The following is a 25,949-nucleotide window of genomic DNA, read 5'->3' on the forward strand; positions in this document are numbered from 1 at the left end:
CGGTCGTCCCGGAGACCGTGGGGGGGCCTTCGATCGAGCGAGCCGATCAGGAGGTTCCCCGCCAGTCTCTCAACTGCCGTCGCGCAGCCAGGCCGCGGCGCGCGCGGCCCGGTCGCGGACCGCGGCCAGGTCGTCACCGAGCACCGTGACGTGGCCGATCTTGCGGCCCGGCCGCACCTGCTTGCCGTACAGGTGGACCTTCGCGTCGGGCAGCTCGGCCATCAGGTGGTGCAGCCGCTCGTCGATGCCCATCCCGCCGGGCTCGCCGCCGAGCACGTTGGCCATCACCACCCACGGCGCGGTCAGCCCGGTGGCGCCGAGCGGGTAGTCCAGCACCGCCCGCAGGTGCTGCTCGAACTGCGAGGTACGGGCGCCCTCGATGGTCCAGTGCGCCGAGTTGTGCGGCCGCATCGCGAGCTCGTTGACGACCAGCCCGCCGTCCGCCTCGTCCCCGGAACCGGTCTCGAACAGTTCGACCGCGAGCACGCCGACCACGCCCAGCTCGTTCGCGATCCGGATGGCCAGTTGCTGCGCCTCGATCGCGCGCTGCTCGGGCAGCCCCGGCGCCGGCGCGATCACCTCCACGCAGATCCCGTCCAGCTGCACCGTCTCGACCACCGGGTACGCGGCGACCTGCCCGAACGGTGACCGGGCCACCACCGCGGCCAGCTCCCGGCGCAGCGCGACCCGCTCCTCGACGATCAGCGGCGTACCGGCGGCGCGCAACTGCGTGACCAGCCGCTGCCCCTCGTCGGCCGAGCCGACCAGCCAGACGCCCTTCCCGTCGTACCCGCCGCGGGCGGCCTTGAGCACCACCGGCCAGCTGCCGCCGGCGAACGCGTCGAGGTCGGCCGGCGTGTCGACCGGCGCCCAGCGCGGGCACGGCGCCCCGAGCTTGCCCAGCCGCTCCCGCATCACCTGCTTGTCCTGCGCGCAGATCAGCGCGTCCGGGCCGGGGAACACCGTGTGCCCCTCGGCGAGCAGGGCGCGGATGTGCTCGGTCGGTACGTGCTCGTGGTCGAACGTGACCACGTCGGCGCCGGCCGCCAGCTCGCGCAGCGCGGCCAGATCGGTGTGTGACCCGATCAGTACGTCGCTGGCGACGAGCGCGGCGCCGTCGTCGGCGTCGGCCGCGAGGATCCGCAGGGACTGGCCGAGGGGGATCGCGGCCTGGTGGGTCATCCGGGCGAGCTGCCCGGCCCCGACCATGCCGACCACGGGGAGGTTGGTGCGCGTGTCCATCGCGCCCAGCCTATGGGCCCCGCCGTACCGGCCGGTCGGCGGCTCCGGCGGCCGCCGGGTATGTCCCCGGCTCTGCCCCGGGGTACGGATCGGCGCCGACCGCGGTGCCCGCCGGTCGGCGCCGGGAACCGCCGTCAGTCGGCGAGGGTGGCGATGCCCTGCGCCCAGCGGAAGTACTTGTTGGTGCCGAGGTCACGCACCGTCTTGATGTTGAACGCCTTGCCGAGCAGTTCGGCGTCGGAGTCGCTGACGCCCTGCAACGCCGCCACCGGTGCGTCCGCGATCTCCTGGACGCTCTTGTTCTCCCACGCCTTGTCGAGCTTGCTCTCCATACCAGCCATGACCGGTCCCCCCGTCGACGAACCCTCCGCACGAACGCTAGGACCGATCGGGCCGCGGTATCCGGCGTTTGCCCAGATCGGATCGGTTCCGGGTGGTGTGGGGCAGCCACCGGCCACCCCACACCACCCACCCCCGCCCCCAGGGGTCGAACAACGTCATTCGCCGAGTTCGGTCAGCAGTTCGGCGAGGCCCACCACCCGCTCGGGCAACTCGGCCGTGGTCACCCGGACCGGGGCGATGCCGGGCCGACCGGCCAGCACACCGCGCAGCCGGTGCACCGGGTCGGGCAGCCGCTGGTCGACGATCGCGACCGCGCGATCCGGCGCGACCGCGGCGAGCGTCTCGCCACCCGGGAACGCCTCCCGCAGCGCCTCGGCGACCGCCACCCGGCGCAGCAGCAGCCGCCAGCCGGGCCGCCCCTCCGGCCGGCTCGCCGCCCCCAGCGTCACGACCACCAGCCGGTACCGGTCGGGTACCCGCTCGCCGGTCTGCTCGGCGGCGCGGTACAGCTCGGTGAGCCGGGCGCGCAGGTAGCCGCGGCTGGCCAGTTCGGTGAGCGGGTCGACGCAGCCCGCGTCGGCCACCACCCGCAGCCAGACGTCCGCCCAGGCCTCCACGAACGCCCGTACCGCCGGCAGCGGTGGCGTGCCGACCGGCAGCGTGCGGTACAGCGCGGCCAGGTCGTCGAGCGCCTCGGCGAGGCCGACACCCGCCTCGGCGCGCGCCTGCCCGAGCCCGGCGCATGCCGGTACCGCCGCGCCGAGCCGGCCCGCGGTGTCGACGAGCGGGGCCCGCCCCGGGCCGGGCGCGAACGTGGTGCTGGCCCGGCTCAGCGCCGCGGCCAGCACGTCGACCTCCGGTACCCACCAGTCGTGCGGGCGACTCCAGCCGGACGCGACCGACTCGCGCCGCCAGGTCTGGCGGATCTGCTCCAGGTTGCGCCCGAAACTCCAGCTGCCCGGCACCCCGGGCACGCTGGTCAACCTGCGGTGGCTGCCTGCCACACCGTCTCCCTCGTCGACCGGCACCTGTCGGGCCACGCGGAGCGCTGCTGGCAACTGTCCGGACGACAGCCCCCCGCCGCAGCGCGCGTGGCCCCGATGGAGTGACTCCGCCGGGCCCGGTTCATGACGCGAATTTGACAGCAATTTTGGGACTGTCGTCACAGAAGGACGCAGACGGTGCGCGACCGCTCCGTCACCAAGATCGAGCTGGGCCGTTGAATCGGTAAGCGTGTTTTGTCGGTCAACGCACCGCTCCCCCCAGAGAACGGCCGGTAATGACAACCTCACCCGATCCGGGGTCGACCGCGGCGGCCTCGGTCGACCGCAGCGACGCCGAGTTGATCGCCGCGACCCGAGACGGCGACGCGGTGGCGTTCGGGCTGCTGTACCTGCGCCACGTCGACGCCGCGAAGCGCCTCGCCCGCACCCTGGTCCGCGACTCCGCGGCGGTCGACGACCTGGTCGCCGAGGCGTTCGCCAAGGTGCTGTCGACGCTGCGGGCCGGGCACGGCCCGACCGAGGCGTTCCGCGCGTACCTGCTGACCAGCCTGCGCAACCTGTTCTACGACCAGGTACGCCGGGACCGGCGGCTGACGGTGACCGACGACATCGGGCAGTACGAGACCGGGGTGCCGTTCACCGACACCGCGAGCGAGGGGCTGGAGCGCAGCCTGGCCGCGCGGGCGTTCCGCCGGCTGCCGGAACGCTGGCAGACGGTCCTGTGGCACACCGAGATCGAGGGCGAGAGCCCGGCCGAGGTGGCACCGCTGCTCGGCCTGACCGCCAACGGCGTGTCCGCGCTCGCCTACCGGGCGCGGGAACGGCTCAAGCAGATGTACCTGCAGGAGCACATCGCCGGGGAGACCGACGCCGCCTGCCGGTGGGCGGCCGAGCGGCTCGGCACCCGGGTACGGGACGGGCTGTCCCGGCGGGAGCGGCACAAGGTCGACGAGCATCTCGCCGACTGCGCCAAGTGCACCCTGCTCTACACCGAGCTCGGCGAGATCAACTCCGGCCTGCGCGAGCTGATCGCACCGGTCATCGCCGGCACGACCTGGTCGGCCTACCTCGGGCTGGGCAGCGCCACCAAGGCCGCCGCCGTCGCCGGTACCGGGGTCGTGGTGTGGTTCCAGCACACCTGGCACGCGATGCTGCTGTGGCTCAAGGGCCTGTGGACGAAGATCGGCCCGCGCAACGCCGCGATCGGCGGCGGCGCCGCGGTCGCGGTCGCCGTGGTGATCGGGCTGTTGCTCACCTCGTCGTCGGCGCCACCACCGCGGCACCAGCCGCGCGCCGCCGGGTCGCAGCCGGCCGCGCCGCCCGGCGCCCCGCCCGGCGGGCAACCACCCGGGCACCAGCCGCCGGCCGCCACGCCACCGGCCCAGCACCCGACCGCCGGGCCGACCACCAGGCACCACAACCCGGCGCCGCCGAAAAAACGCCAGCCGGCCCCAGGGCAGCCGCCGTACCGGGTGACGCCGCCGAAGCTGAGCACCGGCACGCTGTCGGTCGGCGACACCGACTCGGCGCTGCCGATCACCATCAGCAACCCGGCCGGCGGTGGGGGTGGCGGCGACGGCGAGGGGTTGATCCCGCTCGCCGACCCGACGGCGCCGCCGCTGCTGCCGTCCGCGCCGCAGCCCACCGACCGGCCCACGCCGCATCCGGCACCCGGCCCGCCGGTACCGAGTGAGGCGCCGTCCGTCGGCTCGGCGGCCCCCGCACCCGCGCAGCGACCAGCCGGCGGGTACGACACCCCCGGCGGTACGCCGTCGGCCAGCGCCTCGCCGTCGCCGTCCGCGTCGCCCAGCCCGTCGGCGGCGGGCAGGCTGACCGTGACGATCACGCTGCCGGCGCCGATGACCGCCGGCAGTTCCGGCGCGGCCGGCAGCGGCTGGGACTGCACCGGTCACCAGACCACCATCACCTGCACCCACGCGCTGCTCGCGGCCGGCGCCAGCAGCACCCTCAAACCGCACGTCGACGTCGGCTCGGTGGCCGGGTTCCAGCCGGTCCGGGTGCGGGTCGCGGTACCCGGGCAGGCGGTGTCGGAGAGCTTCCCGGTGGTGGTCGCGCCGCAACAGATGCGCACCGCGTACGCCACCACCGGGCGGGCGCAGCTGGTGTCGGCCGGCAACACGCTGATCCGCGGTACCAGCGGCGGGCTGCTGCCGATCCCGCTGCCGCTGGGGCAGCGCAAGCCGTGCGAGATCAACGACGAGTGCACGGTCGTCCCGTACCACGGCGACGGTGGCTCGTACGGGGCGAGTTCCGGCGCCCGCAGCCGCGCCCGGGTGAGCCTGCCGGCCGGCGCGCACGTCGCGTACGCGCAGCTGACCTGGGCCGGCCGCGGCAGCAAGGGCTCGCTGCCGGCCGGGGTGCGGCTGATCGACCCGTCCGGCGGCACGCACGGCGTCACCGGCGCGCAGACCGCCCTCACCGACGGCCGGCAGTACAGCGCGAACGTCACCTCGCTGCTCGCCAGCGGTGGCGGTGGCACCTGGACGTTCGCCACCGACGATCTGCTCACCGGCAGCGCGGTGGGCGGGGTGTTCGACGGGTGGAGCCTGCAGGTGGTGGTCACGCTGCCGAGCGGGCCGAACCGCAACGTCGCGGTGTTCGACGGCGCGCAGCAGATCGGGTCGCAGCTGGTGGCGCGGCTCGGCGTGGGCACCGCGGGTACCGCGCAGGTCGGTGCGACGCTGTGGGACGGCGACCGGGAGGAGGACGGCAAGCTCGGTGACGACACCCTGCGGTTCGGCTCCAGCACCGTCGCCGACGTCGGCCACAGCGCCTCGACCAGCGCACCGGAGTCGACCGCGGACCCGAGCTGGAACCTGCTCGGTACCGATGTCGCCACCCGCGCCACCTCGGTGTCCGGCGACGGCCAGCTCACCTTCAGCACCGGCGGCCAGGACAAGTACTACGTGGGCGCCCTCGCCATCGCCGGCCCCGCCGGCTGACCGGCCCGCCGGCGACGCCCGTGCCACCCGGACGCCGGCGAGCCGGCCCGCCGGTCGTTCGGCGGGCCGGCTCGGCTGGTCGACCGGCGACCCGGACCCGACGGCCGGATGGGTACAGCCAGGTCGCCGAGGGCGGCGACACCGGCACCGAGGGCGATATCCCCTGGTCGGTCGGCCAGGCGGGTGAACGCTGCCGCGGTGTGGCGGCACGATTCCCGTGCTCGCGGCGGGGCGGCCCGGGCCGGTCGGTACTCTCGGCCGGGTGGCGGAGTCGCGAGCGGAGAGCGCGGCCGCAGCCCCGGGTGTCGGCGGGCTGCGCGGCCTGTATGCCCGGTTCCGCCAGCTGATCCACGAGGTCGCCAAGTTCGGCATCGTCGGCGGGATCAACTTCTTCGTCGACATCGGCATCTACAACGTGTGCGAGTCGCTGCTCGGGCTCGGTCCGCTGACCTCCAAGACGATCTCGGTGACCGTGGCGGCCACCCTCGCGTTCGTCGGCAACCGGTACTGGACGTGGCGCAACCGGCCGCGCACCAACCTGGCCCGGGAGTACTTCCTCTACTTCGTGATGAACGCGGTCGGGTTGCTGATCTCCCTGCTGTGCCTGGGATTCAGCTACTACGTGCTCGGCGAGCAGTGGCCGGCGGTGTTCCAGACCACGCTGGCGAACAACATCTCCGGCTCGATCGTGGGAACCGCGCTCGGTACGCTGTTCCGGTTCTTCGCCTACCGCAAGTGGGTGTTCCTGCCGGCGGAGGATCCGGGCGTCGACCCGGCGACGGGCCTGCCGGAGCCGGCCGACGGCGACCGGCCCTAGGGCACGGCCCCAGGCCAACCGTTCGGAGTGGCAGTGACCGCAGCGCGTTCCGGCACCGGCGAGGTGCCACAGTGGTACTACGAGGACCTGGCTCCGGGCCGGAGCTTCGACCTCGGCGAGACCGTCGTGGACGGCACCGAGATGCTGGCGTTCGCGCAGCGCTTCGACCCGCAGTGGTACCACGTGGACGAGCGGCTCGCCGCCGACAGCGAGTACGGCGGGCTGATCGCGAGCGGCTGGTTCACCGCCTCGCTGTTCATGCGCGGCTACGTCGACCGGGTGCTGTCCCGCGCCGCGGCCGCGGCCTCGCCGGGGCTGGAGGAGCTGCGCTGGAAGGCACCGGTACGCGCCGGCGACACGCTCACCGGTCAGCTGCACGTGCTGGACCGCGCGCCGTCGGCGACCCGTCCCGGCCTGGGTACCGTCCACCTGGCCGGCTCCCTGTCCCGCCGCGGCGCCGACGGCGAGGTCCCCGTCCTGCAACTGCGCTTTCGCGGCTGGTTCGCCCGCCGCCCCACCTGACCCCGATCCCCCGGGTCGGCGGGTTCTGCCCGGCCCCGGGCCCCGGACCGACGCGAGCGGCGCGCGCATAGGGTGAACGGATGGCAGTGGGGGATGCGGAGTTGGCGGTGTCGGCGGCTCGGGCCGGCGCCGCGATCGTCCGCGAGCGGTACGGGACGGCGCTGGCCCGGCAGGACAAGGGCGGCGGCGACTTCGCGACGGCCGCCGATCTCGACGCGGAGCGGGCGATCCTGGCCGTACTGCGGGACGCCCGGCCGACCGACGCGGTGACCGGTGAGGAGTACGGCGACAGCGGCCCGGCCGACGCCGACCGCCGCTGGCTGGTGGATCCGTTGTGCGGCACGCTGAACTACGCCGCCGGCACGATGCTGGTCGCGGTGAACGTCGCGTTGCGGGCGGCGGGCGGGACGGTCGCGGCGGTGGCCGACCCGTTCACCGACGAGGTGTTCTGGACCGACGGCAGCCGCGCCGCGGTGCGCCGGGCCGGCGGTGACGAACCGCTCGTCCCGTCCGGCGCCTCCCGGCTGGTGGACGTCAACCTCGATCCGCCGTTCCCGAACGGGGCGCGGTTCCGCGCCGTCCGGCTGCTCGCCGATGCCGGTTTCGCCGACCGGTTCCGCCCGCGGGTGCTGTCCACCAGCCTGCCGCTGACCTGGGTCGCCGCCGGCCGGCGCGCCGCGTACGTCACCGACGGGGCGCTGGCGCTCGGGGTGCACGGCGCCGCCGGGGCGGCGCTCTGCCGGGCGGCCGGCTGCGTGGTCACCGAGCTGGACGGGGCGCCGCTCGGCAGCGGCATCGGCGGCCTGGTCGCCGCCGCGGACGCCGACACGCACGCGGCCCTGATCGACCTGATCGCCCGCCAACTCGCCGACGCCTGACGCCCGCGCGAGGGCGCCGGCGTCGGTTCGACGGCTGGCGGTCAGGCGCCGGCGCGGCTGTCGTCCTGCTCGACCAGCTGGTAGAGGGTGCCGTGGGTGCGCTCGACGTGCGGCACGTCCTTGAGCACGATCTGCCCGTGCTCGCCGGCCGACTCGATCACCAGGGTGCCGCAGCCGAGCATCCGCTCGAAGAGGTTGTGCTGGAACGACACGTCGTTGATCCGATCGAGCGGGATGTCCCGGCCCTTGCGCGAGATCACGCCGGAACGCAGCAGGATCCGGTGCGTGGTGAACACGTAGTGGGTGGTGGCCCAGCCGATCAGCCGCCGCAGCGGGTAGATGATCAGCAGCAGCAGCGCGACGCCGAGGATGACGTACCGCACGATCTGCCACGGCGTGAACACCACGCCGGCGATCGCCGCGGCCACCACCAGCAGCGTGAACAGGAACGCGCCGACCAGCCGCTTCCAGTGCGGGTGCAGGCTCAGCGCGACCCGCTCCTCGGCGACGAGCAAGTTCTCCGGGAAACCCACGACGACCTCCTGCAGCACCGACCGATTCCCCGGCAATCTAGTCGACTCGTGCCAGTACCGCCCGGCCGGCGCCGCCGTCCGGTCAGCGCACCCGGAGCTGGTCGCGGTCGGTGAGCTGCACGACGACGTCGACGTCGGTCGGCGCCAGCCCGGTCGTCTCGGTGAACCGGGCCAGGCTCTCGGACACGTACGCCTGCACGTGCGGCACGTCGGCACCGGCGCGCAGCTCCAGCCGGGCGTACACCCGGGGGTCGGCGGCGTCGCCGGCGAGCAGCACGCTGACCCGCCGTACCTTCGGATGCCGGGCCAGGTCGCGCTCGATGCCGTGCACCAGCGCCGCCGCCCGCACCCGGGTACGCCCCGGGCCGGCGGCGGGCCCCGGCTCGGCGTCGCCCGCGGAGCCCGCACCGGCCACGGAGTCCGCACCGCCCGCGGAGTCCGGACCGGCCGCGGCGCTTCGCGGCGGGGCGGCGTGGCCGCCGGTCAGCGCGGGGTCGGTGAGCAGCAGGTCGGGCATCGGACGGCCCCGGCCGGAGACGAACTGGGCGCGGGCCAGCAGTACGCCGAGCGCGGCGAGCAGCACGCCGACCGCGGCGGCGACGATCCACGCCAGGGTCCCCCAGTCGTGCCAGCGGTCCCGCACCTGGTCCGGCAGCAGCCGGGTGGCCGGGTCGACGGCCGGAATCAGCCCGAAGCCGGCGAGTCCGACGGCGAGCCCGGCGAGCAGCAGCACCGCGCCGAGGATCACGAACAGGATCCGGTTGCCGCGGTCCATCAGGCCACCCGCCGGGGTCGGCGCATCGACACCCGCAGCTTGACCGGCAGCGGCGCGGCGATCCGGTCCAGCTGACCGGCCACCACCTCGCGCACCTGCGGACGCGAGTCGGCGCGGCCGCGCGGGCTGACGGTCAACCGCCAGCGGGATCGCTTGCCGCGCAACCGGGCCGTGGTCTCGGTGACCCCGGCGACGGCGTCGACCGCGGCGCACACCTCGCGCTCCACCGACCGCCGGTACACCGACCAGTGCACCGGTTCCGCCCCGGACCGGCGGCGGATCACGAGCAGCCGCGGCGCCCACGGCCGGAGCTGCACGAACAGCAGCAGCAGGCCGAGCGCGGCGACGGCCAGGGCGATGCCCGGCACGATCGGATCGCCGAGCGTGGTGCGCTGCAGCGGCGCCAGCCAGGTGTCGAACCGCACGAGCCACGGCGGGTGACCGACGGCGGCGAGTACCGCCTCGACCGCGAGCAGCAGGCCGCCGGCCAGCAGCACCAGCCCGAGCAGCAGCGCCAGCAGCCGGTTGACCAGCCGCATCACGACGCCCCGGTACCGAACGGGCCGGAGCGCAGCGCGCTGTCCTCCACGTCCTCGACGACGACCTCGACCCGGCGCTCGTCGTCGGCGCCGGACAGCACCGCGCCGACGGCCTGCACCACGCCGGTGATCACCGGCTCCAGCGGGAAACGGTCGATCGCGATGTGTACCGACACCGCGGTGGCGCCGAGCCGCACGCCGGTCACGGTGCCGCCGGGTACGTGCGTGACCGCCGGGATCAGCCCGCCGGCGACCAGCCGCGACACCCCCGGCGTCGAACCGGCCGCGGCGGCGACGGCGCGGGCCAACCCGACCCGGTCCGAACCGCCCACCTCACTGCACCCGTGACTGGCTGGGCTCGCCGCTGTCCTGGCCCTCGACGTAGATGTCGTCGACGTTGATGTTCACCTCGACCACGCGCAGCCCGGTCATCCCCTCGACCCGTTCGATCACGTTGCTGCGCACCGCCTCGGTCACCTCGACGATGTTCTGCCCGTACCAGGTGACCACGTCCAGGTCGACCGCGGTCTCCCGCTCGCCGACCTCCACCGACACGCCCTGCGCGACGGTGTCGATGTCGGTGCTGCCGGGTACCAGCGAGCGCAGCTGCCCCATCCGGCGGGCGAACCCGGTACCCATCGAGTAGACGCCGGGGATCTCCCGGGCGGCCAGGCCGGCGATCTTCGCGACCACCGCGTCCGCGATCCGGGTCTGGCCGTGCTCGGTGGTCAGCGCGGCGTGGCTGGGTGGCGCGCCGGGTGCCGGTCCGGTACGCCGTGGCGCACCCGATCCGGTGCCGCCGGTACCGTCCCGTTCCGTCGCCGCGGCCGACGAACTGCTCGACATCACCAGACCCCTTCCTCGTGTCTGCCGGACCCCCGGCCGTCAGCTCTGCCGGGCCGCCGGCCGTCAGCGTTGTCGTTTCGACGAGCCGAACCGGTCGGTCAGGTCGCCCAGGCTGATGTCGCCCTCCAGTACCCGCACGATCGCGTAGCCGACGAGCCCGGCGGCCACGCCGCCGACCGCGACCAGGAAACCGGCGCTCGCCCACAGCCAGGCGATCAGCAGCCCGACCAGGAAGGCGTACTGCCGGTGGGACATCGCTCCTCCTCGCCGCCGCGACCCGGCCGTTGCCAGCGCCACGGCAGGTTGTTACCAGCGTGGTCCATTTCCGCTGGCAGCGCGGCCGATTCCGGCAAATGCCAGCCGAGCCGGCGGTCCGGCGGCCGGCGAGCTGCCGAGGCGGCGTCCGGCGGCGCCGGGGGCGACCTGCCAGAGCCGGTGCCCGGGGCGGCCTGCCGGGGCGGGGTCAGGAGGTGGCGGGGCGGACGTGGGTGACGTCGCCGGCGGCCAGCGGGACCGGGCGGCCGCCGGCCGGGGTGACGATCAGCCGGCCGTCGTCGTCGACGTCGGTGGCGCGGCCGACCAGGGTGCCGCCGTCCGGCAGCTCGACCCGCACCTCGCTGCCGAGCGTGCCGCTGACCCGCCGGTACGCGGCGGCGAGGCCGCTGCCGACCGGATCACCGCCGGCCGCCCGGTACCGCCCGTACCAGTCGGCCAGGCCGCGCAGCAGCGCCCGCAGCAGCGGATCGCGGTCGGTGCAGGTACCGCCGGCGAGGGCGAGCGACGTCGCGTCGGCGCGGGGCAGCTCGTCCGCGCGCAGCGTCACGTTCAGCCCGACCCCGAGCACCACCGCGGGGGCGGAACCGTCCGGGTCGGGCACCATCTCGGCGAGGATGCCGGCGCACTTGCCCGTCGCCGGCTCTCCTGCCGGCCCGACGAGCAGGTCGTTCGGCCACTTCACCGCGGCGGACACCGCGGCGAGCCGGTGCACCGCGTCGCGCAGCGCGACCGCGGCCAGCAGGGTGAGCCACCCGTACCGGGCCGGAGGCACCGGACGGTGCCCGTCCGGATCGGCGCGGCCGGGCCGCAGCAGCACGCTGACGTGCAGCCCGGCCCGCGGCGGCGAGGTCCACGTGCGCCCCAGCCGGCCCTTGCCCGCGACCTGCTGCTCGGCGACCAGTACCAGCCCCTCCGCCGCACCGTCGGCCGCGGCCGCGGCGACGTCGGTGTTGGTCGAGCCGGTGCTCGGCACCACCCGTACCTCGGTCCACAGCTCGCCGGGGTGCACCAGCGCCCGCGTCAACGCCCCCGCCGACAGCGGCGGCCGGCCCAGATCCGAGTACGCCGAACTCATCGGCCCAGGCTACGACCCGCGGTACGGCCCGCTCCCGCCAGCCGGCCCGCCGCCCTCGTGCGGCGGCGTCGCACCGTGCGGCAGCCCGGCGAGGATCGCGTCGAGTTCGAACCACTCGTCGCTGTCCGGGCCCACCCGGCCCCTCAGGTCGGCCAGTTGCCTCACCAGCTCGGGCGGGACGGGCGACCGCGGGTCCCACCGGTCGATCACCCGGCCGACCGCCCGAACCGCCCAGTACCGGTTGAACGCCACCGATTCGACCGTCGACGCCACGGTCAGCGGGGCGAGCAACTCGGCACGGGGCCGGCCGTAGCCGGCGGCGTAGCCGGCGAGCCGCCAGCCCGGATCCGGCGACCTCATCGCGATCACCGGCTCGAACGACGGGTCGGCCGCCGTTTCGACGATCAGCCGGCCGCACAGCTCCGTCAGCAGCGAGGTACGGCGGGGCCCGCTCGGCCAGTCGGCCCGGATCCGGCCGTACTCGGCGACCAGCTCGGCGACCGCCGAGCTGGTCGCGGCCCACGTCTCTGCCGGCGTCGACTCCGCCGCCCACGACTCAGCCGGCGTCGACTCCGCCGCCCACGACTCAGCCGGCGTCGACTCCGCCGCCCACGACTCAGCCGGCGTCGACTCCGCCGGCCACGACTCGGCCGGCCACGGCTCCCTCGGCGGTGCCGTCACCGGCGTTGAATCAGCCGGCGATGACTCCTCCGACGTTGCCTCCACCGGCGTTGTTTCCGCCGGCCACGACGGTGGCCCGACCCGATCGGGGAGCGGGAGGACCGGCTCGGTTGCGTCCACCGGCTCGACCCGCTCGTCGGCTCGACCGACGTCGGCCCCGGCGTCGGTGACCGCGCCCTCGCCGACTGCCCCAGCTCCGTCGGCCCCGGCGCCGGTGGCGCCAACGTGGTCGGTCCCGGCGGCGTCGGATTCGGCGGGTTCGCTGGTCTCGGCCCCGTCGGCGGCGATCTCGTCATCGGTGTGCGCGCGGGCGCCGACGGCGGCGTCGACCTCGGGGTACCGGGTGGGCTGCTGGGGGACGCCCGTGGCGGGGCGGCCGAAGTCGCCACGTGACTCGACGAGGGACGCCGCGCCCGTCTGTTCGATCCCCCACGGCGGCGGCGGGCCCGGGTCCGGGCGGCCGAACGGCTCTCGGCGTGGCCAGGCGGTCATCGGGTCACCGATGTCCGGCCAGGCGGGTCCGCGGTCGGCGACCGGCGCCGGCTCGAACGGCGCCGGCACGCCGGTCTCGGCCGGGATCGGCGACGGGCGGCTGTCGGTACCGCAGTCGCCGCAGAACCGGCCGGTCAATCGGTGACCGCAGCCGACGCAGAAGGGATGGCCGGGCAGCCCGGCGGAACCCTCGGCCGCGACGGGTGCGACCGCAACCACCGGCGCGAACGGGGCCGGCGGCGCGAACGGGGCCGGCGGTGCGAACGGGGCCGGCGGTGCCGGTAGCCGGTGGGGGGACCGGGCCGCCCGGGCGGTGGCCGCGCCCATCGCGGCCTCGGCCGTGTGCTCGTTGCGTTCGACGCGTTGCTCCAGCCGCCGGAACTGGACCTTCACGCCGCCGGGCAGCTCGGCCGAGTCGAGCACCAGCCCGAGCCCGGGCAACGCGACGAGCACCAGCAGCACCAGCGTGATCGCGTCGACCCGGGTCGGCCACAGCAGATGGATCACGAGCAGCGCCGCGGCGATTCCGGACAGGCCGATGAGCATCACCCAGCCGAGCCGCCGCCGCGCGCTGCCAGTCCTTCCGGCCACCTCGCCACCTTCCGGTCCGAATCGGGCCAGCGTACCCAGCCGAGCCGCACCGGCACCGCTGCGTCCACCCGCCGATCACGAAGCGACGCGGACGGGGCGGCGCGGAGGGGCCGGAGTCCTCGATCGGGGACCGGGACGGGTCCTCGATCGAGGGGCGGCGTCAGTCGAGGAGTTCGACGTGGCCGTCGGTGCCGTGTACCCGGATGCGCTGGCCGTCGCGGATCAGCCGGGTGGCGTTCTCCACCCCGACGACCGCGGGCAGGCCGTACTCGCGGGCGATCACGGCGCCGTGCGTCATCAGCCCGCCGACCTCGGTCACCAGGCCGCCGATCCCGACGAACACCGGTACCCAGCTGGGATCGGTGAACGTGGTGACCAGGATGTCGCCCGGGTCGAGGTCGGCCCGCGCCATGTCGAGCACCACCCGGGCCCGCCCCTCGACGGTGCCGGCCGAGACCGCGGTACCGGCGAGCGCGCCGGCCGGCAGGTCGTCCCGGCGATAGGCCCCGGTGACGGCTTCGCCGTCGGAGGTGAGCACCCGCGGCGGCGTGAGCGCCTGGTACGTCAGGAAGTCCGCCTTGCGCCGCCGGATCAGCTCCGCATCGAGGCGCCCGGTGCGTACCGCGTCCTGGAACTCGGCGAGGGTGAGGTAGTGCGCGTCCTCGGCGTCGGCCAGCACGCCGGCCTCGACGAGACGCCGGGCCTCGCGCATCATGGCCTGCTTGTACAGCTGGTAGCGGCTGATCATCGCGTACTTCGGGTACTCGCGGTAGCCGGCGAACGTGCGCACCCGGTCGATCATCCGTTTCGTCTCGGCGGCCTTCCCGGCGCCGTCCGGTAGCGCGCGCAGCCGGGCCAGCACGTCCCGCTCGAACTCCCGCGCCTCCCGCCGGCCCTGCTCGAACCGCAGCGTGCCGGCACCCGGCCCGAACCCCTTGACGTTGCCGAGGATCGCGGCGAGCAACATGCTCGGCCGCTCGCTCCAGCGCGGCCGGGTGATGTCGACCTCGGCCGGGCAGCGCATCCCGTACCGGTCGAGGAAGCCACGGATCGCGTCGCGCGCCTCGCGGCCGCCGGGCAACTGCGGCAGCTTCGCCAGGAAGTCGTCGTCCCCGGCCTGCTCCAGGTACGCCACCACCTCCGGATGGGGGCGGATCGCATCGGCGACGTCGAGCAACGCCAGCCCCATCTCGGCGGTCACGTTGCCGGGCACCGACTGGCTGACGGTGTCCGCCGCGTTCGTGACGCCGAGCCATTCGGCCAGGTGGTCGTTGAGCCACCAGGCGGCGTCCATCCCGGCCATGATCGCCTGGTGACTGCGCGGGCCGAACAGCGTCGGCTTCAGCCCGTCCGCCAGGTCGGCCACGATGAAGTCGAACAGCTCCGCCCCGCTGTGCGTACCGATGTCGCGGCGCAGCGCCTCGATCGACTCGCTGCTGCGCGCGACGAGCTCGGCCACGATCGCGGGATCGGTCGGCAGCGGCTCCGGCCCGGCCGGTGCCGGCGCCGCCGCACCGCTCGGCGGGGCCGCGGGGGGCGCCGGGACGAGGTCTCCCCGGCCCAGGATCGTGCGCAGCGCGTCGCCGGTCAGCGGGTCGTTCCGGGTCACCATCGCCAGCCAGGGGCCGGGCGGCGCCGCGAGCAGCTTCGTGGCGTCGACGAACAGCCGGCCGCCGGCCTCGTGCATCGGCCCGGCCGCGGTCGCCTGCCACATCGAGATGCCCAGCGGCTTCCAGGCGTCGGTCATCATCTGCTGGTGGCCGACGGACAGGAACACGTGGTACGCGCCGTCGTCGGCCACCGCCGGCACCGGGTACAGCGTGGTGATGGGCCGGCTCTGCACGATCTGGAACTCCCCCTCGGCACCGCCGACCGAGCCGGAACCGTCGGCTCCGCCGACCGAGCCGGAGTTGTCGGCTCCGCCGACCGAGCCGGAACCGTCGGTCGGGTCGGGAGCGTCGGTCAGGCACCATTCGATGTCCTGCGGGCGGCCGAAGTGCGCCTCGATCCGCCGGCCCAGCCGGGCCAGCCGCAGCACCTGCTCGTCGGTCAGTACCGGTTGCCGCCGCAGGTCCGGTTCGACCGGCCGCTGCTCGGTGCCGCCGCCCGGCGCGGCGCGCAGCGCGTGCTGCTTGACGGCGACGACCCGGTCGAGCACGGCGTCGTCACGCACCGTGTACGAGTCGGCGTTCGCCTGTCCGGACACCAGCGCCTCGCCGAGCCCGGGGACGGCCTCGACGCAGGTGAGCTTCCGGTTGCCGGTGACCGGATCGGCGGTGAACAGCACCCCGGCCGCCCGCGGGACGACCATCCGCTGCACGACGACCGCCATCCGTACCGCCCGGTGCCCGAACCCGTTGCGCAGCCGGTAGGTGACCGCGCGCTCGGTGAACAGGGACGCCCAGCACCGGGCGACGTGCCGACACACGTCCGGTCCCGGCACGTTCAGGTAGCTGTCCTGCTGGCCGGCGAACGACGCGGTCGGCAGGTCCTCCGCGGTGGCGCTGGACCGGACGGCGTAGGCGCCGTGCGCACCGAGCCGGCCGAGCTGCTCGTCGATCGCGGCGGCCAACTCCGCCGGTACGGTGATCTCGGCCAGGGCCCGGCGGATCTCCGCGCCGAGCGTGCGAACGCCGTTCCGGTCGTCCGGGTCCAGCCCGGCCAACCGTTCGATTCGGGCCCCGATCGCCGGGGCCGTCGCCAGCACCCGGTCGAAGGCATCGGTCGTCACGCAGAAGCCGTCAGGTACGCGTACTCCGTCGATCCTGGCCAGTTCCCCCAGGTTCGCGCCCTTGCCGCCGGCCACCGCCAGCTGCGTCCGGTCGATGTCGTGAAGGCTCGACAGGTAAGCCAATTCCGCTCGCTCCTTGTTGTGTTTGCGCACGTGGCGGCCGATTATGGCGCAGAAATTGCCGCCTCATGAGCGGCCTTGATCGTGTATAAAATGAGAGTGGGGCAAGGGGCGCACCGAATTCGGGCGCCCTTCTTCTTTCCGGCACGAATCACTCCCGCTCCGCCGGCCCGGCGGGCGTCCGGCGCCTCGGCGTTAGGCTGCCCGGCGTGAGTGCAGACGTGAGTGAACCGCGGCCGGACATCCACACCACGGCGGGCAAGCTCGCCGACCTGGCCCGCCGTACCGAGGAGGCGGTGCACGCCGGTTCGGCCCGGGCGGTGGAGAAGCAGCACGCGAAGGGCAAGAAGACCGCCCGGGAGCGGATCGACATGCTGCTGGATCCGGGCTCGTTCACCGAGCTGGACGAGCTGGCCCGGCACCGCTCGGTCAACTTCGGCATCGCCGCCAACCGGCCGTACGGGGACGGCGTGGTCACCGGTTACGGCACCGTCGCCGGTCGCCCGGTCGCGGTGTTCAGCCAGGACTTCACCGTGTTCGGCGGCTCGCTCGGCGAGGTGTACGGCGAGAAGATCTGCAAGGTGATGGACCTGGCGGCCAAGACCGGGTGCCCGATCGTCGGCATCAACGACGGTGGCGGCGCGCGCATCCAGGAGGGCGTGGTCGCGCTCGGCCTGTTCGCGGAGATCTTCCGGCGCAACGTCAAGGCGTCCGGGGTGGTACCGCAGATCTCGCTGATCCTCGGCCCGGCGGCCGGCGGCGCGGTCTACTCCCCCGCGATCACCGACTTCACGGTGATGGTCGACCAGACCTCGCACATGTTCATCACCGGACCGGACGTGATCAAGACGGTGACCGGCGAGGACATCGGGTTCGAGGAGCTGGGCGGGGCGCGCACGCACAACACGAGGTCGGGCAACGCGCACTACCTGGCGTCCGACGAGCAGGACGCGATCGACTACGTCAAGCAGCTCCTGTCGTACCTGCCGAGCAACAACCTGGACGAGCCGCCGGTCGACGCGATTTCCGCCGCGGCTCCGGCGTACGCCGACGTGGTCGACCCGGCCGAGCCGACCGAGGCGGACGCGGAGCTGGACACGCTGATCCCGGACTCCGACAATCAGCCGTACGACATGCACGCGGTGATCGGGCACGTCCTCGACGACGGCGAGTTCTGCGAGGTGCAGGAGCTGTACGCGCAGAACATCGTGTGCGGTTTCGGCCGGGTCGACGGGCATCCGGTCGGGGTGGTCGCGAACCAGCCGATGCAGTTCGCCGGCTGCCTGGACATCGGCGCGTCCGAGAAGGCGGCCCGGTTCGTGCGCACCTGCGACGCGTTCAACGTGCCGATCCTGACGTTCGTCGACGTGCCGGGCTTTCTGCCCGGTACCGACCAGGAGTGGAACGGCATCATCCGCCGCGGCGCCAAGCTGATCTACGCGTACGCGGAGGCCACGGTGCCGCTGATCACGGTGATCACGCGCAAGGCGTACGGCGGGGCGTACGACGTGATGGGGTCCAAGCACCTGGGTGCGGACCTCAACTTCGCCTGGCCGACCGCGCAGATCGCGGTGATGGGCGCGCAGGGCGCGGTGAACATCCTGCACCGGCGCACCCTGGCGGCGGCCGAGGATCCGGACGCGACCCGCGCCGAGCTGGTCACCGAGTACGAGGACACCCTCTGCAACCCGTACGAGGCGGCCGAACGCGGCTACGTGGACGCGGTGATCCAGCCGTCCCGGACCCGGGTGGCGATCTCTCGCGGCCTGGCGATGCTGCGCGGCAAGCGGGAAACCAACCCGCCGCGCAAGCACGGCAACATCCCGCTGTAGCAACGGATCTGGAGTGTCCATGATGGAGGAACCGATGCTGCGGGTGGTGCGCGGCGAGCCGACCGCGGAGGAGCTCGCCGCGCTCGTCACCGCGCTCGCCACCCGCCGCCCGCCCGCCCCGCCGGTACCGCCGGCCGCGCCGTCGACCTGGCGCGACCCGGCGGCCCGGCTGGGCGTGCCGCGCCGGGGCCCGCTGGCCTGGGCCACCAGCGCCCGCCCCCGCTGACCGGGCACGAGCGCCGGAATCAGGTGCGGTGGGTGCCAGCCCGCCCGGGTAGCGCGAGCATCAGCAGGGCGGCGACCAGGTAGACGGCCATCTGGATGGGCAGCACGGTGGCGAGCGCGTCGCCGAACGTCTCCGCTGCCGATCGGGCCGGGGCGAGCGCCGCGAAGAAGACGGTGCCCAGCACGGCGACCCCGGTCGCGCCGCCGATCTGGTTGACGGTCGACAGGGCGCCGCCGGCGGCGCCCGCGTGTCGGCCGGGCACCCCGGCGAGAACGACATTCACCAGGATCGGCGCGGCCAGCCCGAGGCCGAGCCCGCCGAGCAGCAGCGCGGCGCCGAGCGGCCAGTAGCCGGGCCTCCCGCCATCCCGGACCAGCGCCCAGAGCACCGCCTGGGAGGCGGCGAGCAGCAGCGACCCGGTCACCAGCAGGCTGCGTCCCGCCCGCGCGGCGAGCCGGACGCCGACGCCCGAGGTGACGATGGACCCGATCGCGTACGGCAGGATCACCAGTCCGGTCTGCCATGCGGACCGCCCCGTGCCGGCCTGCAGGTACAACGAGAGCACCAGAAAGAACGACCCGAGGGCACCGAAGAACAGCACGGCTGCGGCCAGCCCGGCGGTGAAGCTCCGGGTCCGCAGCAGTGCCGGCGGCAGTACCGGTGCCCCGCCGCGGGCGGCGAGCGCGTGCTCGTGCCAGCCGAACCCGGCCAGCAGCCCGCCACCGGCGGCGAGCAGCAGCCAGCCCCACCACGGCCACCCCCAGTCCCGGCCCTGCACCAGCGGCAGCAGGATCAGCGCGATCGCGAGTGCGGACAGCGCTGCGCCGGCGAGGTCGAGGCGAGCGCGCCGCGGCGCGCTGGACTCCGGTAGTACCCGGATGCCGAGCACCAGCGCGACGGCGCCCACCGGGACGTTGACCCAGAAGATCGTGCGCCAGGCCAGGTCCCACAGGTCGGCGGCCACCAGCGCCCCGCCCAGCAGCGGCCCGGCGACCGACGCGAGGCCTTGGACGGCGCCGAACGCGCCGAAGGCGCGCGCCATCGAGGCCGGGGCGAACGAGGACCGGATGATGCCGAACACCTGGGGGACCATGACCCCGCCGGCCAACCCCTGCACAGCCCGCATCGCGATCAACATCCCGGCCGACGGGGCAAGTGCGCATGCCGCGGAGGTGAGCGCGAACGCGACCAGGCTGGCGAGGAAGACCCGACGGCGGCCGAACTCGTCGCCGATCCGGCCGCCGGTGATCAGCCCCGACCCCAGCGCGAGCGGGTACGCGGCGAGGATCCACTGGAGCTGGGACTGGGTGGCAGGAAGCTCGGCGGCAACCGACGGGGCCGCGACGGTGACGATCGTGGCGTCCAGCAGGTCCATGAACGACGCGAACAGGACGACGAGCAACGCGACCTGGGCTCGCCCACCGGTGACGGTCGACGAGGTCGCGCGGGGCGACGTCGTGGCGGGGTTCTCGATACTCATGGTCGCACCGTGACACCGGTACCGGCCACGGAGTGACCGCCACGGATGACAACCTGACGGGATGGCCGACACCTCCGCGCGAATCCTGCGCCTGCTGTCGTTGCTCGGCGCGCGAGTCGACTGGCCCGGTGCCGAGTTGTCCGCTCGGCTGAACGTGAGCGCGCGTACCCTGCGACGAGACGTCGACACGCTGCGCGAGCTCGGCTATCCGGTCGAAGCGGTCAAGGGTCCCGGCGGCGGATATCGGCTCGGGGCCGGCGCGAAGCTGCCGCCGCTGGTCCTCGACGACGATCAGGCGATCGCCATCGCGATCGCGTTGCAGACCGCACCGGCGACGGTCACCGGCATCGACGACGCCGTCGCCCGTGCGCTGACCACCCTGCGGCAGGTGATGTCCGCCCGGCTGCGGGCCGCGGCGGAGGCGTTCGAGCTCACCGCCCTGCGCAACTACTGGGAGTTCGCCGCACCGCCGGTCGACGTCGCGACGCTGCGGGCGGTCGGTTCGGCGATCCGCACCCACCGAAGGCTGGACTTCGACTACCGCACGCCGGACGGCGCGATCCCGGATCCAGGCCACCCGGAGTTCCGGCCGCCGCGCACGGTCGAACCGCACCACCTGGTCGTGTGGGCCGGCCGGTGGTACCTCCTCGCACGCGACGCGCGGACCCGCGCCTGGGGCACGTTCCGGGTCGACCGGATCGCCCCACGCGACCCCGCCGGCGCCAGCTTCACGCCGAGGCCGCTGACCGACGACGACCTCACCGGGCTCGTCGTGCAGAACCCCGAGCGCGGGGACACCGCCGCGCAGTGGCGATGTCAGGGGAGCGCGACCATCGAGCTGCCGGCCGACGTCGTCGCGCGGTGGGCACCCGGCGGGTCGGTGGTCGAACGCATCGACGAGCGCCGCTGCCGGCTCACGATCGGCGGCTGGTCCTGGATGGGGGTCGCCGGGCTGTTCGTCACGTTCGACGCCGACCTGTCCGACGCCGAGCCGCCGCAGCTGGTCGAGGCGTTTGCCCGCCTTGCCGGCAGGCTCGGCCGAATCCCGCCCGGCGCGGCTGCCGGGCGGGACGTCGGGTAGACAGCGGGCATCGGGAGCGGCCTGGCGGCCGGGCGCTGGTCCGCGGCTCCTAGGCTCCGGGCATGGCGCAGCTACGGGTGTACCGCGAGGGTGCGGACGACGGTGCGGACGTGTCGCTGGACGCGGGGCTAGATCTGGTCGGCAGTCCCGGCACGGTCGTCTGGATCGATCTCGGCCCCGACGACGGCGCGCAGGTTCCGCCGGCGATCGTGGACCGGCTGGGGCTGCACCCCGCCGCCGTACGGGACGCGCTCGCCGCGCACCCGCGCTCCTCGTACCAGCACTATCCGCAGCACGACTTCCTCTCCGGGCGCACCGTGTCGTTCGACCCGGAACGGGCGGAGGTCCGGCAGGCACCGTTCGCCGCGTTCCTGACCGAGACGGCGCTGCTGACGGTGCATCACGGCGCGGACTTCCCGCGGGCGGCGGCGGTGGAGCACTGCGACGCCGCGTCGGCGAGTGTGCACGGCGATCCCGGGTTCCTGCTGCACGGCGTGCTGGAGGCGGTCGTCCAGGGCCAGTACCAGGCGGTCAGCGCGCTGGACGCCGCGCTGGACGATCTGGAGGACCAGCTGTTCACCGGCAACCCGAACGACATGTACGTGCAACGGCGCTCCCACGACCTGCGCAAGTGCGTGGTCCAGCTGCGCCGGTACACGTTGCCGACCGCGGACTGCCTGGACCGGCTGATCAGTACCAACGACAACCTGATCAACGATCACCTGCTGACCTACTTCCGCGGCCTGAGCGACCACGCGAACCGGGTCTCGGAGTGGACCGACAGCCAGCGCGACACCGTCTCCACCATCCTGCAGACCAGGATGGCGCTGGCCGACAGCCGGATGAACGTGATCAGCAAGAAGGTCAGCGGCTGGGCGGCGCTGATCGGGGTGCCGGCGCTGATCACCGGCTTCTTCGGCATCAACGTGCCCTATCCGGGCGTCGGCCGGGTCTGGGGCTTCGCGGTGTGCTGCGCGGTGCTCGTGGGCAGCTTCGCCGCCCTGTACGCCACCTTCAAACGGCACGACTGGCTGTGACCCGGCGGCCGGTCAGGACGCGAGCAGCTTCGCCTTGGCGGCGGCGAACTCCTGGTCGTCGAGCAGACCCTGCTGCCGCATGTCGGCGAGCTGTTGCAGCTGGGCCATCAGGTCGTCCTGCCGCCCGGGCGGCTGCTGCGGTGCCGGCGCCTGCTGCGGGGCCGGCGCCTGCTGCTGGGCCGGTGCCTGTTGCTGGGCCGCCGCCTGCTCGTAGGCCGCCGCCTCGGCGCGCTCCTGCTCCCGGTTGTCCAGCGACCGGTTGATGCCGCGGGACACCGCGGTGGCGGTGCCGGCGACGACGGCGGTACGAGCGACGGCGCCGAGCAGGCCGGGCCCGCGGCGCAGTCCTGGACGCATGAACATCTCGACCCCTTCAGCTCGCGGCGCGTTCGGCGAGGACCTGGTCCACCACGGGGGCGGGGATGCGTTCGGTGAACACGACCCGACCGCCGGCCGCGGTCATCGCACCGGCGATGCCGGACAGCCAGAGGTGCTCCAACAGCACGACCAGCGCGCTGGTACCGGGCTGCACCCGGGTGGCGATGTCGGCGGCGTCCTCGTCCGCGATCAGCCCCTCGATCGTGCCGACGACGTCCGCGTACGGTCGAGCCGCCTCGGGCGCCAGGTCGGCGAACTCCTGGACCGTCACCGTGCCGGCCTCGTCGCGCCGGATCACCATCGCGTCGACGACCCGGACCAGCCCCGAGGTGACGACCTCGCGCAGCTGTCCGGCGAGCTGTTGATCGATCGTGGTGGTCGGGAACTCGACGACCACGAACTCCATCGGACCACGGCCCATCGCTGGTCTCCTTCCCCCGACTGCAGCGTAGGCGGCGGCGAGGGTCGCCACGGCCGGAACGGCCCGACCCGCGGCGCCGCCCGTGACAGCGACGTACCGGGCGCGTCGCCGTCACCGGCCGCGGGCGAGACCAGCCGTGGCGACGGCGGGACGAGCCCGAGGCCTCGGGTCAGCCGCGGGTGACCGGCGGTTCGTGCCGGGCCGGCTGCTCGGTAGCGGCCGGCGGCGCCTTGACGTCGGCGCGACCCGACTGCGTGCGGCCGGTGGCTGCCGGGGGCAGTTCGCCGTCGTCGGCGGTGCCGGTCGCGCTGAGCATGGTGGCCAGCGACCAGATGACGAACACGTCCACCGCGATCACGACGATCGCCCAGAGCGGGTAGTACGGCAGGAAGAAGAAGTTGTTGATCGCGGACAGCGCTGCGAGCACCAACCCGGTCACCGCCGCCCAGGTACGGCCGGACATCAGCGCCACACCGGTGATCACCAGCAGCGCGCCGAGGACCAGGTGCACCCAGCCCCACGCGGTCGTGTCGAGGTCGAACGTGTAGTTGCGGACCGTGACGAAGAACTGGTCCCGGAAGATCGCGGTGACACCGGCGACGATCTCGAAGACCCCGACCATGATCAGCATCGTCGCGGCGAACATCGCACCGGTCAGCGCCGCGAATCCGGTCTGGCGAGCCATGATTCCCCCTCCCGCCGTGAATGCCCCGACGGTACGTTCGACGCCCCCTCCCGCGGGCCATAACCCGGCAACCACCAGCCGATGGAGCCACCGGCGAAGGGCGGTCGCATCCCTCCCGCCCGCTGGGTCACGCCGCGTAGCCGGACGTCCCCGACGGCGGGCACGACGCCGACCGCACGCGGCAGATTGCTCGAAACCACGTTGGGCAACCAAGCCGGGACCGTACGCTCAATGCCTGCTCGGGTGGCTGCGGGGTCCGGTCGCCGCCCGGCTGCGGCGGGAGGGTGCGGGCATGGCCGGGGAGCAGGCACGCGCGGCGACCGGCACGGCGCGGACGATGGGCCGCGGTACCCGGGCCGGGCGGTGGGTCGGCGCGATCGCGCTGGTGACCGTGGCCGCGCTGCTCGCGATGGTGTCCGTGCTGGCGGTGTTCGCCCGCAACCAGCTGCTCGACACCGACCGGTTCGTCGCCACCATGTCGCCGCTGGCCCGCGATCCCGCGGTACAGGACGCGATCGCGCGGCGGCTGACCAGCGAGGTGACCGACCGGGTCGACCTGGACCGGCTCGGCCGGGAGGCGTCCGACTGGCTGAAACGGCAGGGCGCGCCGCCCGCGGTCGACTCGCTGGTCGGGCCGGCCGTCGGCGGCGCCGAGTCGTTCATCTCCCGGCAGATCACCGCGATCGTGCACAGCGGTACGTTCGCGCAGGCCTGGGACGCGGCCACCCGTGCCGCGCACAAGAACCTCGACGCGGTGCTCACCGGGCACGGTTCCACCGCGATCAAGAGCGAGGGCACCACGGTGTCGGTCGACCTCGGTGCACTGATCGCCACGGTCAAGCAGCGGTTGCAGGCGCAGGGATTCGGGCTGGCCAGCAAGATCCCGGCGGTGAACGTCGAGTTCGTGCTGTTCTCCTCGGCACAGCTGCCGAAGCTGCGCAACTACGTGACGCTGCTGGACACGGTGGCGACCTGGCTGCCCTGGGTCTGCCTGGTACTGCTGGCGATCGCGGTCGCGGTGGCCCCGGCGCACCGCCGCGGGCTGCTGGTGGTCGGCGTGTTCCTCGCGGTCGGTGCGCTGCTCGTCCTGGCGGCGATGGCGGTGCTGCGCGCGTACTACCTGAACAACCTGCCGCCGCAGGTGCACTCGCCGACCGCGGTCGCGCACATCCTCGACCACGTGCTGGGCCGTACCCACCAGGCGTACCGGGTGATCGCGGTGCTCGGGGCGCTGCTCGCGATCGTCTGCTGGCTCGCCGGACCGGCGCGTCCCGCGGTCGCGCTGCGGCACGTCACCGGCCGCGGCCTGGACGCCACCGGCGCCGCGCTGGGCCGTACCGGGGTGCCGCTCGGGCCGGTGCCGCGGGTGCTGCGCCGGTACCACGTGGCCATCGACATCGTCGCCCTCGTGCTGGCACTGCTGGGTTTCGTGCTCACCGGTGCCGGGGTGAACAGCGCGATCGGCTTCGGCCTCGGCCTGCTGGCGCTCGTGCTGGTGGTGGAGATCCTCGCCCGTGCCGGCGCGCCCGCCGCGCCGGCCGCGGCGCCGACTCCGGACCCGGCGTGAGGTGAGGCGCGGATGCCGGACGACTCGCGAACCTCCCGGTTCGACCTGATCGTGGCGCTGTTCATGGCGCTGGCCGCGGTCGGCACCGCCTGGGCCGGGTTCGAGAGCGCCAAGTGGAGTGGGGTCCAGGCCAACTCGTACGCGTCGGCCGGTGCCGACCGGGCCGAGGCGAGCCGCGCCACGACGCTGGCCAGCCAGCAGCGTGCCATCGACGTCGTCTCGTTCACCGCCTGGCTCAACGCGCTGAACGCGGAGATCGTCGCCGACCCGTCGGTCCGGCCGAACGGCACCTACACGCCGGACACGAAGATGGTCTCCGGGTTCCTGTTCGAACGCTTCCGGCCGGAGTTCCGGCCGGCCGTGGACGCCTGGCTCGCCACCCATCCGCTGATCGATCCGGACGCCCCGGCGACCCCGTTCGACCTGCCGCAGTACCGGCTCGCCGCCGACCAGCGCGCGCAGCACCTGGTCGACCGGGCGGAGAAGCTGTCCGCCACGGCCCGCGCCGCGAACCAGCGGTCGGACAACTACGTGCTGACCGCGGTCGTGTTCGCCACCGTGCTGTTCTTCTCCGGCATGGCCACCAAGGCCAACGGCCGACGCATCCAGCTGTTCTTCACCGTGTTGGCCGGGATCGCCCTGCTCGGCTGCATCGTCACGCTCGCGCTGTTCCCCGTCGAGATCTGACCGGGACCGCCGGAAACTCCACAGTGGACGTTCTGGTCGGCGATGGGGGCCGAGACCTCGCGGCGCGTTCGGGAGTTCCGCTCCGGTGCGAACCTCGCTCAACTACAGTCGATCGGGTAGGTCGCACG

At 74.0% G+C, this 25,949-nt stretch carries 26 protein-coding genes; 10 read left to right on the top strand and 16 right to left on the bottom strand.

Annotated features, from left to right (window positions below; translation table 11 throughout):
* Positions 1 to 69: 69 nt before the first annotated feature.
* From NUM_RS01100 to NUM_RS01110, 3 genes are all read right to left on the bottom strand, one after another.
* Complete coding sequence (locus NUM_RS01100) at positions 70 to 1,242, bottom strand: 5-(carboxyamino)imidazole ribonucleotide synthase (protein ID WP_207122570.1); 1,173 nt, start codon at positions 1,240 to 1,242, stop codon at positions 70 to 72.
* Positions 1,243 to 1,376: 134 nt separating this feature from the next.
* Complete coding sequence (locus tag NUM_RS01105) at positions 1,377 to 1,583, bottom strand: hypothetical protein (protein WP_207122571.1); 207 nt, start codon at positions 1,581 to 1,583, stop codon at positions 1,377 to 1,379.
* Between the two features lie 156 nt (positions 1,584 to 1,739).
* On the bottom strand, positions 1,740 to 2,588 hold the full coding sequence (locus NUM_RS01110; RefSeq protein ID WP_207122572.1) for a hypothetical protein: 849 nt from the start codon (positions 2,586 to 2,588) through the stop codon (positions 1,740 to 1,742).
* Between the two features lie 275 nt (positions 2,589 to 2,863).
* On the opposite strand from NUM_RS01110, the gene NUM_RS37030 reads away from it, so the two are divergent.
* The 4 genes from NUM_RS37030 (at position 2,864) to NUM_RS01130 (ending at position 7,768) form a co-directional block, all read left to right on the top strand.
* Positions 2,864 to 5,551 carry a sigma-70 family RNA polymerase sigma factor gene (locus tag NUM_RS37030; RefSeq protein ID WP_225918248.1) on the top strand — a complete coding sequence of 896 codons (2,688 nt, stop codon included), beginning with the start codon at positions 2,864 to 2,866 and terminating at the stop codon, positions 5,549 to 5,551.
* A gap of 262 nt (positions 5,552 to 5,813) precedes the next feature.
* Positions 5,814 to 6,368: a GtrA family protein gene (locus NUM_RS01120; protein ID WP_207122573.1), complete on the top strand. Its 555-nt coding sequence runs from the start codon at positions 5,814 to 5,816 to the stop codon at positions 6,366 to 6,368.
* 33 nt (positions 6,369 to 6,401) lie between these two features.
* Positions 6,402 to 6,890: a MaoC/PaaZ C-terminal domain-containing protein gene (locus NUM_RS01125; protein WP_207122574.1), complete on the top strand. Its 489-nt coding sequence runs from the start codon at positions 6,402 to 6,404 to the stop codon at positions 6,888 to 6,890.
* An 80-nt stretch (positions 6,891 to 6,970) separates the two neighbouring features.
* Entirely contained in the window at positions 6,971 to 7,768 is a 798-nt protein-coding gene (locus tag NUM_RS01130) for an inositol monophosphatase family protein (protein WP_207122575.1), read from the top strand.
* Between the two features lie 41 nt (positions 7,769 to 7,809).
* Here the strand turns inward: NUM_RS01130 and NUM_RS01135 are convergent, their stop codons facing one another.
* The 9 genes from NUM_RS01135 to NUM_RS01175 all read right to left on the bottom strand — a co-directional run bounded on the left by NUM_RS01135 (position 7,810) and on the right by NUM_RS01175 (position 16,430).
* Positions 7,810 to 8,319 carry a PH domain-containing protein gene (locus NUM_RS01135; protein WP_225918249.1) on the bottom strand — a complete coding sequence of 170 codons (510 nt, stop codon included), beginning with the start codon at positions 8,317 to 8,319 and terminating at the stop codon, positions 7,810 to 7,812.
* Positions 8,320 to 8,383: 64 nt separating this feature from the next.
* Positions 8,384 to 9,076, bottom strand: coding sequence for a hypothetical protein (locus NUM_RS01140; RefSeq protein ID WP_207122576.1), 693 nt, complete (start codon positions 9,074 to 9,076; stop codon positions 8,384 to 8,386).
* Entirely contained in the window at positions 9,076 to 9,615 is a 540-nt protein-coding gene (locus tag NUM_RS01145) for a DUF6286 domain-containing protein (protein ID WP_225918257.1), read from the bottom strand. Before NUM_RS01145 ends, NUM_RS01140 begins: the two co-directional genes overlap by 1 nt.
* Entirely contained in the window at positions 9,615 to 9,947 is a 333-nt protein-coding gene (locus NUM_RS01150) for a hypothetical protein (RefSeq protein ID WP_207122578.1), read from the bottom strand. The genes NUM_RS01145 and NUM_RS01150 overlap by 1 nt, the downstream gene beginning before the upstream one ends.
* 1 nt (position 9,948) lies before the next feature.
* Entirely contained in the window at positions 9,949 to 10,461 is a 513-nt protein-coding gene (locus NUM_RS01155; RefSeq protein ID WP_207122579.1) for an Asp23/Gls24 family envelope stress response protein, read from the bottom strand.
* A gap of 63 nt (positions 10,462 to 10,524) precedes the next feature.
* Positions 10,525 to 10,716 carry a hypothetical protein gene (locus NUM_RS01160; RefSeq protein ID WP_207122580.1) on the bottom strand — a complete coding sequence of 64 codons (192 nt, stop codon included), beginning with the start codon at positions 10,714 to 10,716 and terminating at the stop codon, positions 10,525 to 10,527.
* A gap of 208 nt (positions 10,717 to 10,924) precedes the next feature.
* Positions 10,925 to 11,812, bottom strand: coding sequence for a biotin--[acetyl-CoA-carboxylase] ligase (locus tag NUM_RS01165; protein WP_207122581.1), 888 nt, complete (start codon positions 11,810 to 11,812; stop codon positions 10,925 to 10,927).
* A gap of 9 nt (positions 11,813 to 11,821) precedes the next feature.
* Positions 11,822 to 13,576 (bottom strand): hypothetical protein, encoded by a 1,755-nt coding sequence (locus NUM_RS01170; protein WP_207122582.1) that lies wholly within the window; start codon positions 13,574 to 13,576, stop codon positions 11,822 to 11,824.
* Between the two features lie 160 nt (positions 13,577 to 13,736).
* Positions 13,737 to 16,430: a phosphoenolpyruvate synthase gene (locus tag NUM_RS01175; RefSeq protein ID WP_207122583.1), complete on the bottom strand. Its 2,694-nt coding sequence runs from the start codon at positions 16,428 to 16,430 to the stop codon at positions 13,737 to 13,739.
* Between the two features lie 218 nt (positions 16,431 to 16,648).
* On the opposite strand from NUM_RS01175, the gene NUM_RS01180 reads away from it, so the two are divergent.
* On the top strand, positions 16,649 to 18,259 hold the full coding sequence (locus NUM_RS01180; RefSeq protein WP_207122648.1) for an acyl-CoA carboxylase subunit beta: 1,611 nt from the start codon (positions 16,649 to 16,651) through the stop codon (positions 18,257 to 18,259).
* 19 nt (positions 18,260 to 18,278) lie between these two features.
* Positions 18,279 to 18,485: an acyl-CoA carboxylase subunit epsilon gene (locus tag NUM_RS01185; protein ID WP_207122584.1), complete on the top strand. Its 207-nt coding sequence runs from the start codon at positions 18,279 to 18,281 to the stop codon at positions 18,483 to 18,485.
* A 19-nt stretch (positions 18,486 to 18,504) separates the two neighbouring features.
* Here the strand turns inward: NUM_RS01185 and NUM_RS01190 are convergent, their stop codons facing one another.
* Positions 18,505 to 19,965 carry an MFS transporter gene (locus NUM_RS01190; protein WP_207122585.1) on the bottom strand — a complete coding sequence of 487 codons (1,461 nt, stop codon included), beginning with the start codon at positions 19,963 to 19,965 and terminating at the stop codon, positions 18,505 to 18,507.
* 61 nt (positions 19,966 to 20,026) lie between these two features.
* Between NUM_RS01190 and NUM_RS01195 the strand changes: the two genes are divergently transcribed.
* Together NUM_RS01195 and NUM_RS01200 are read left to right on the top strand one after the other, a co-directional pair.
* Positions 20,027 to 21,046, top strand: a complete 1,020-nt coding sequence (locus tag NUM_RS01195) for a helix-turn-helix transcriptional regulator (protein WP_207122586.1) — start codon at positions 20,027 to 20,029, stop codon at positions 21,044 to 21,046.
* A gap of 62 nt (positions 21,047 to 21,108) precedes the next feature.
* Positions 21,109 to 22,083, top strand: coding sequence for a magnesium transporter CorA family protein (locus NUM_RS01200; protein WP_207122587.1), 975 nt, complete (start codon positions 21,109 to 21,111; stop codon positions 22,081 to 22,083).
* A 12-nt stretch (positions 22,084 to 22,095) separates the two neighbouring features.
* On the opposite strand, the gene NUM_RS01205 is transcribed toward NUM_RS01200, so the two are convergent.
* The 3 genes from NUM_RS01205 to NUM_RS01215 form a co-directional block, all read right to left on the bottom strand.
* Positions 22,096 to 22,446 (bottom strand): SHOCT domain-containing protein, encoded by a 351-nt coding sequence (locus tag NUM_RS01205; protein WP_225918250.1) that lies wholly within the window; start codon positions 22,444 to 22,446, stop codon positions 22,096 to 22,098.
* Positions 22,447 to 22,456: 10 nt separating this feature from the next.
* On the bottom strand, positions 22,457 to 22,882 hold the full coding sequence (locus NUM_RS01210; protein WP_207122588.1) for a DUF6325 family protein: 426 nt from the start codon (positions 22,880 to 22,882) through the stop codon (positions 22,457 to 22,459).
* 169 nt (positions 22,883 to 23,051) lie between these two features.
* Entirely contained in the window at positions 23,052 to 23,567 is a 516-nt protein-coding gene (locus NUM_RS01215) for a DUF7144 family membrane protein (RefSeq protein ID WP_207122589.1), read from the bottom strand.
* A gap of 292 nt (positions 23,568 to 23,859) precedes the next feature.
* On the opposite strand from NUM_RS01215, the gene NUM_RS01220 reads away from it, so the two are divergent.
* The gene (locus tag NUM_RS01220) at positions 23,860 to 25,134 is read left to right on the top strand and encodes a hypothetical protein (RefSeq protein WP_207122590.1); all 1,275 of its coding nucleotides are present in this window, start codon (positions 23,860 to 23,862) and stop codon (positions 25,132 to 25,134) included.
* A 12-nt stretch (positions 25,135 to 25,146) separates the two neighbouring features.
* Positions 25,147 to 25,821, top strand: a complete 675-nt coding sequence (locus NUM_RS01225) for a hypothetical protein (RefSeq protein ID WP_207122591.1) — start codon at positions 25,147 to 25,149, stop codon at positions 25,819 to 25,821.
* The last annotated feature ends 128 nt before the right edge of the window (positions 25,822 to 25,949 follow it).

Origin of the sequence: Actinocatenispora comari, from assembly GCF_017312725.1 — a bacterium.
In the GTDB taxonomy this organism is placed as follows: domain Bacteria; phylum Actinomycetota; class Actinomycetes; order Mycobacteriales; family Micromonosporaceae; genus Actinocatenispora; species Actinocatenispora comari.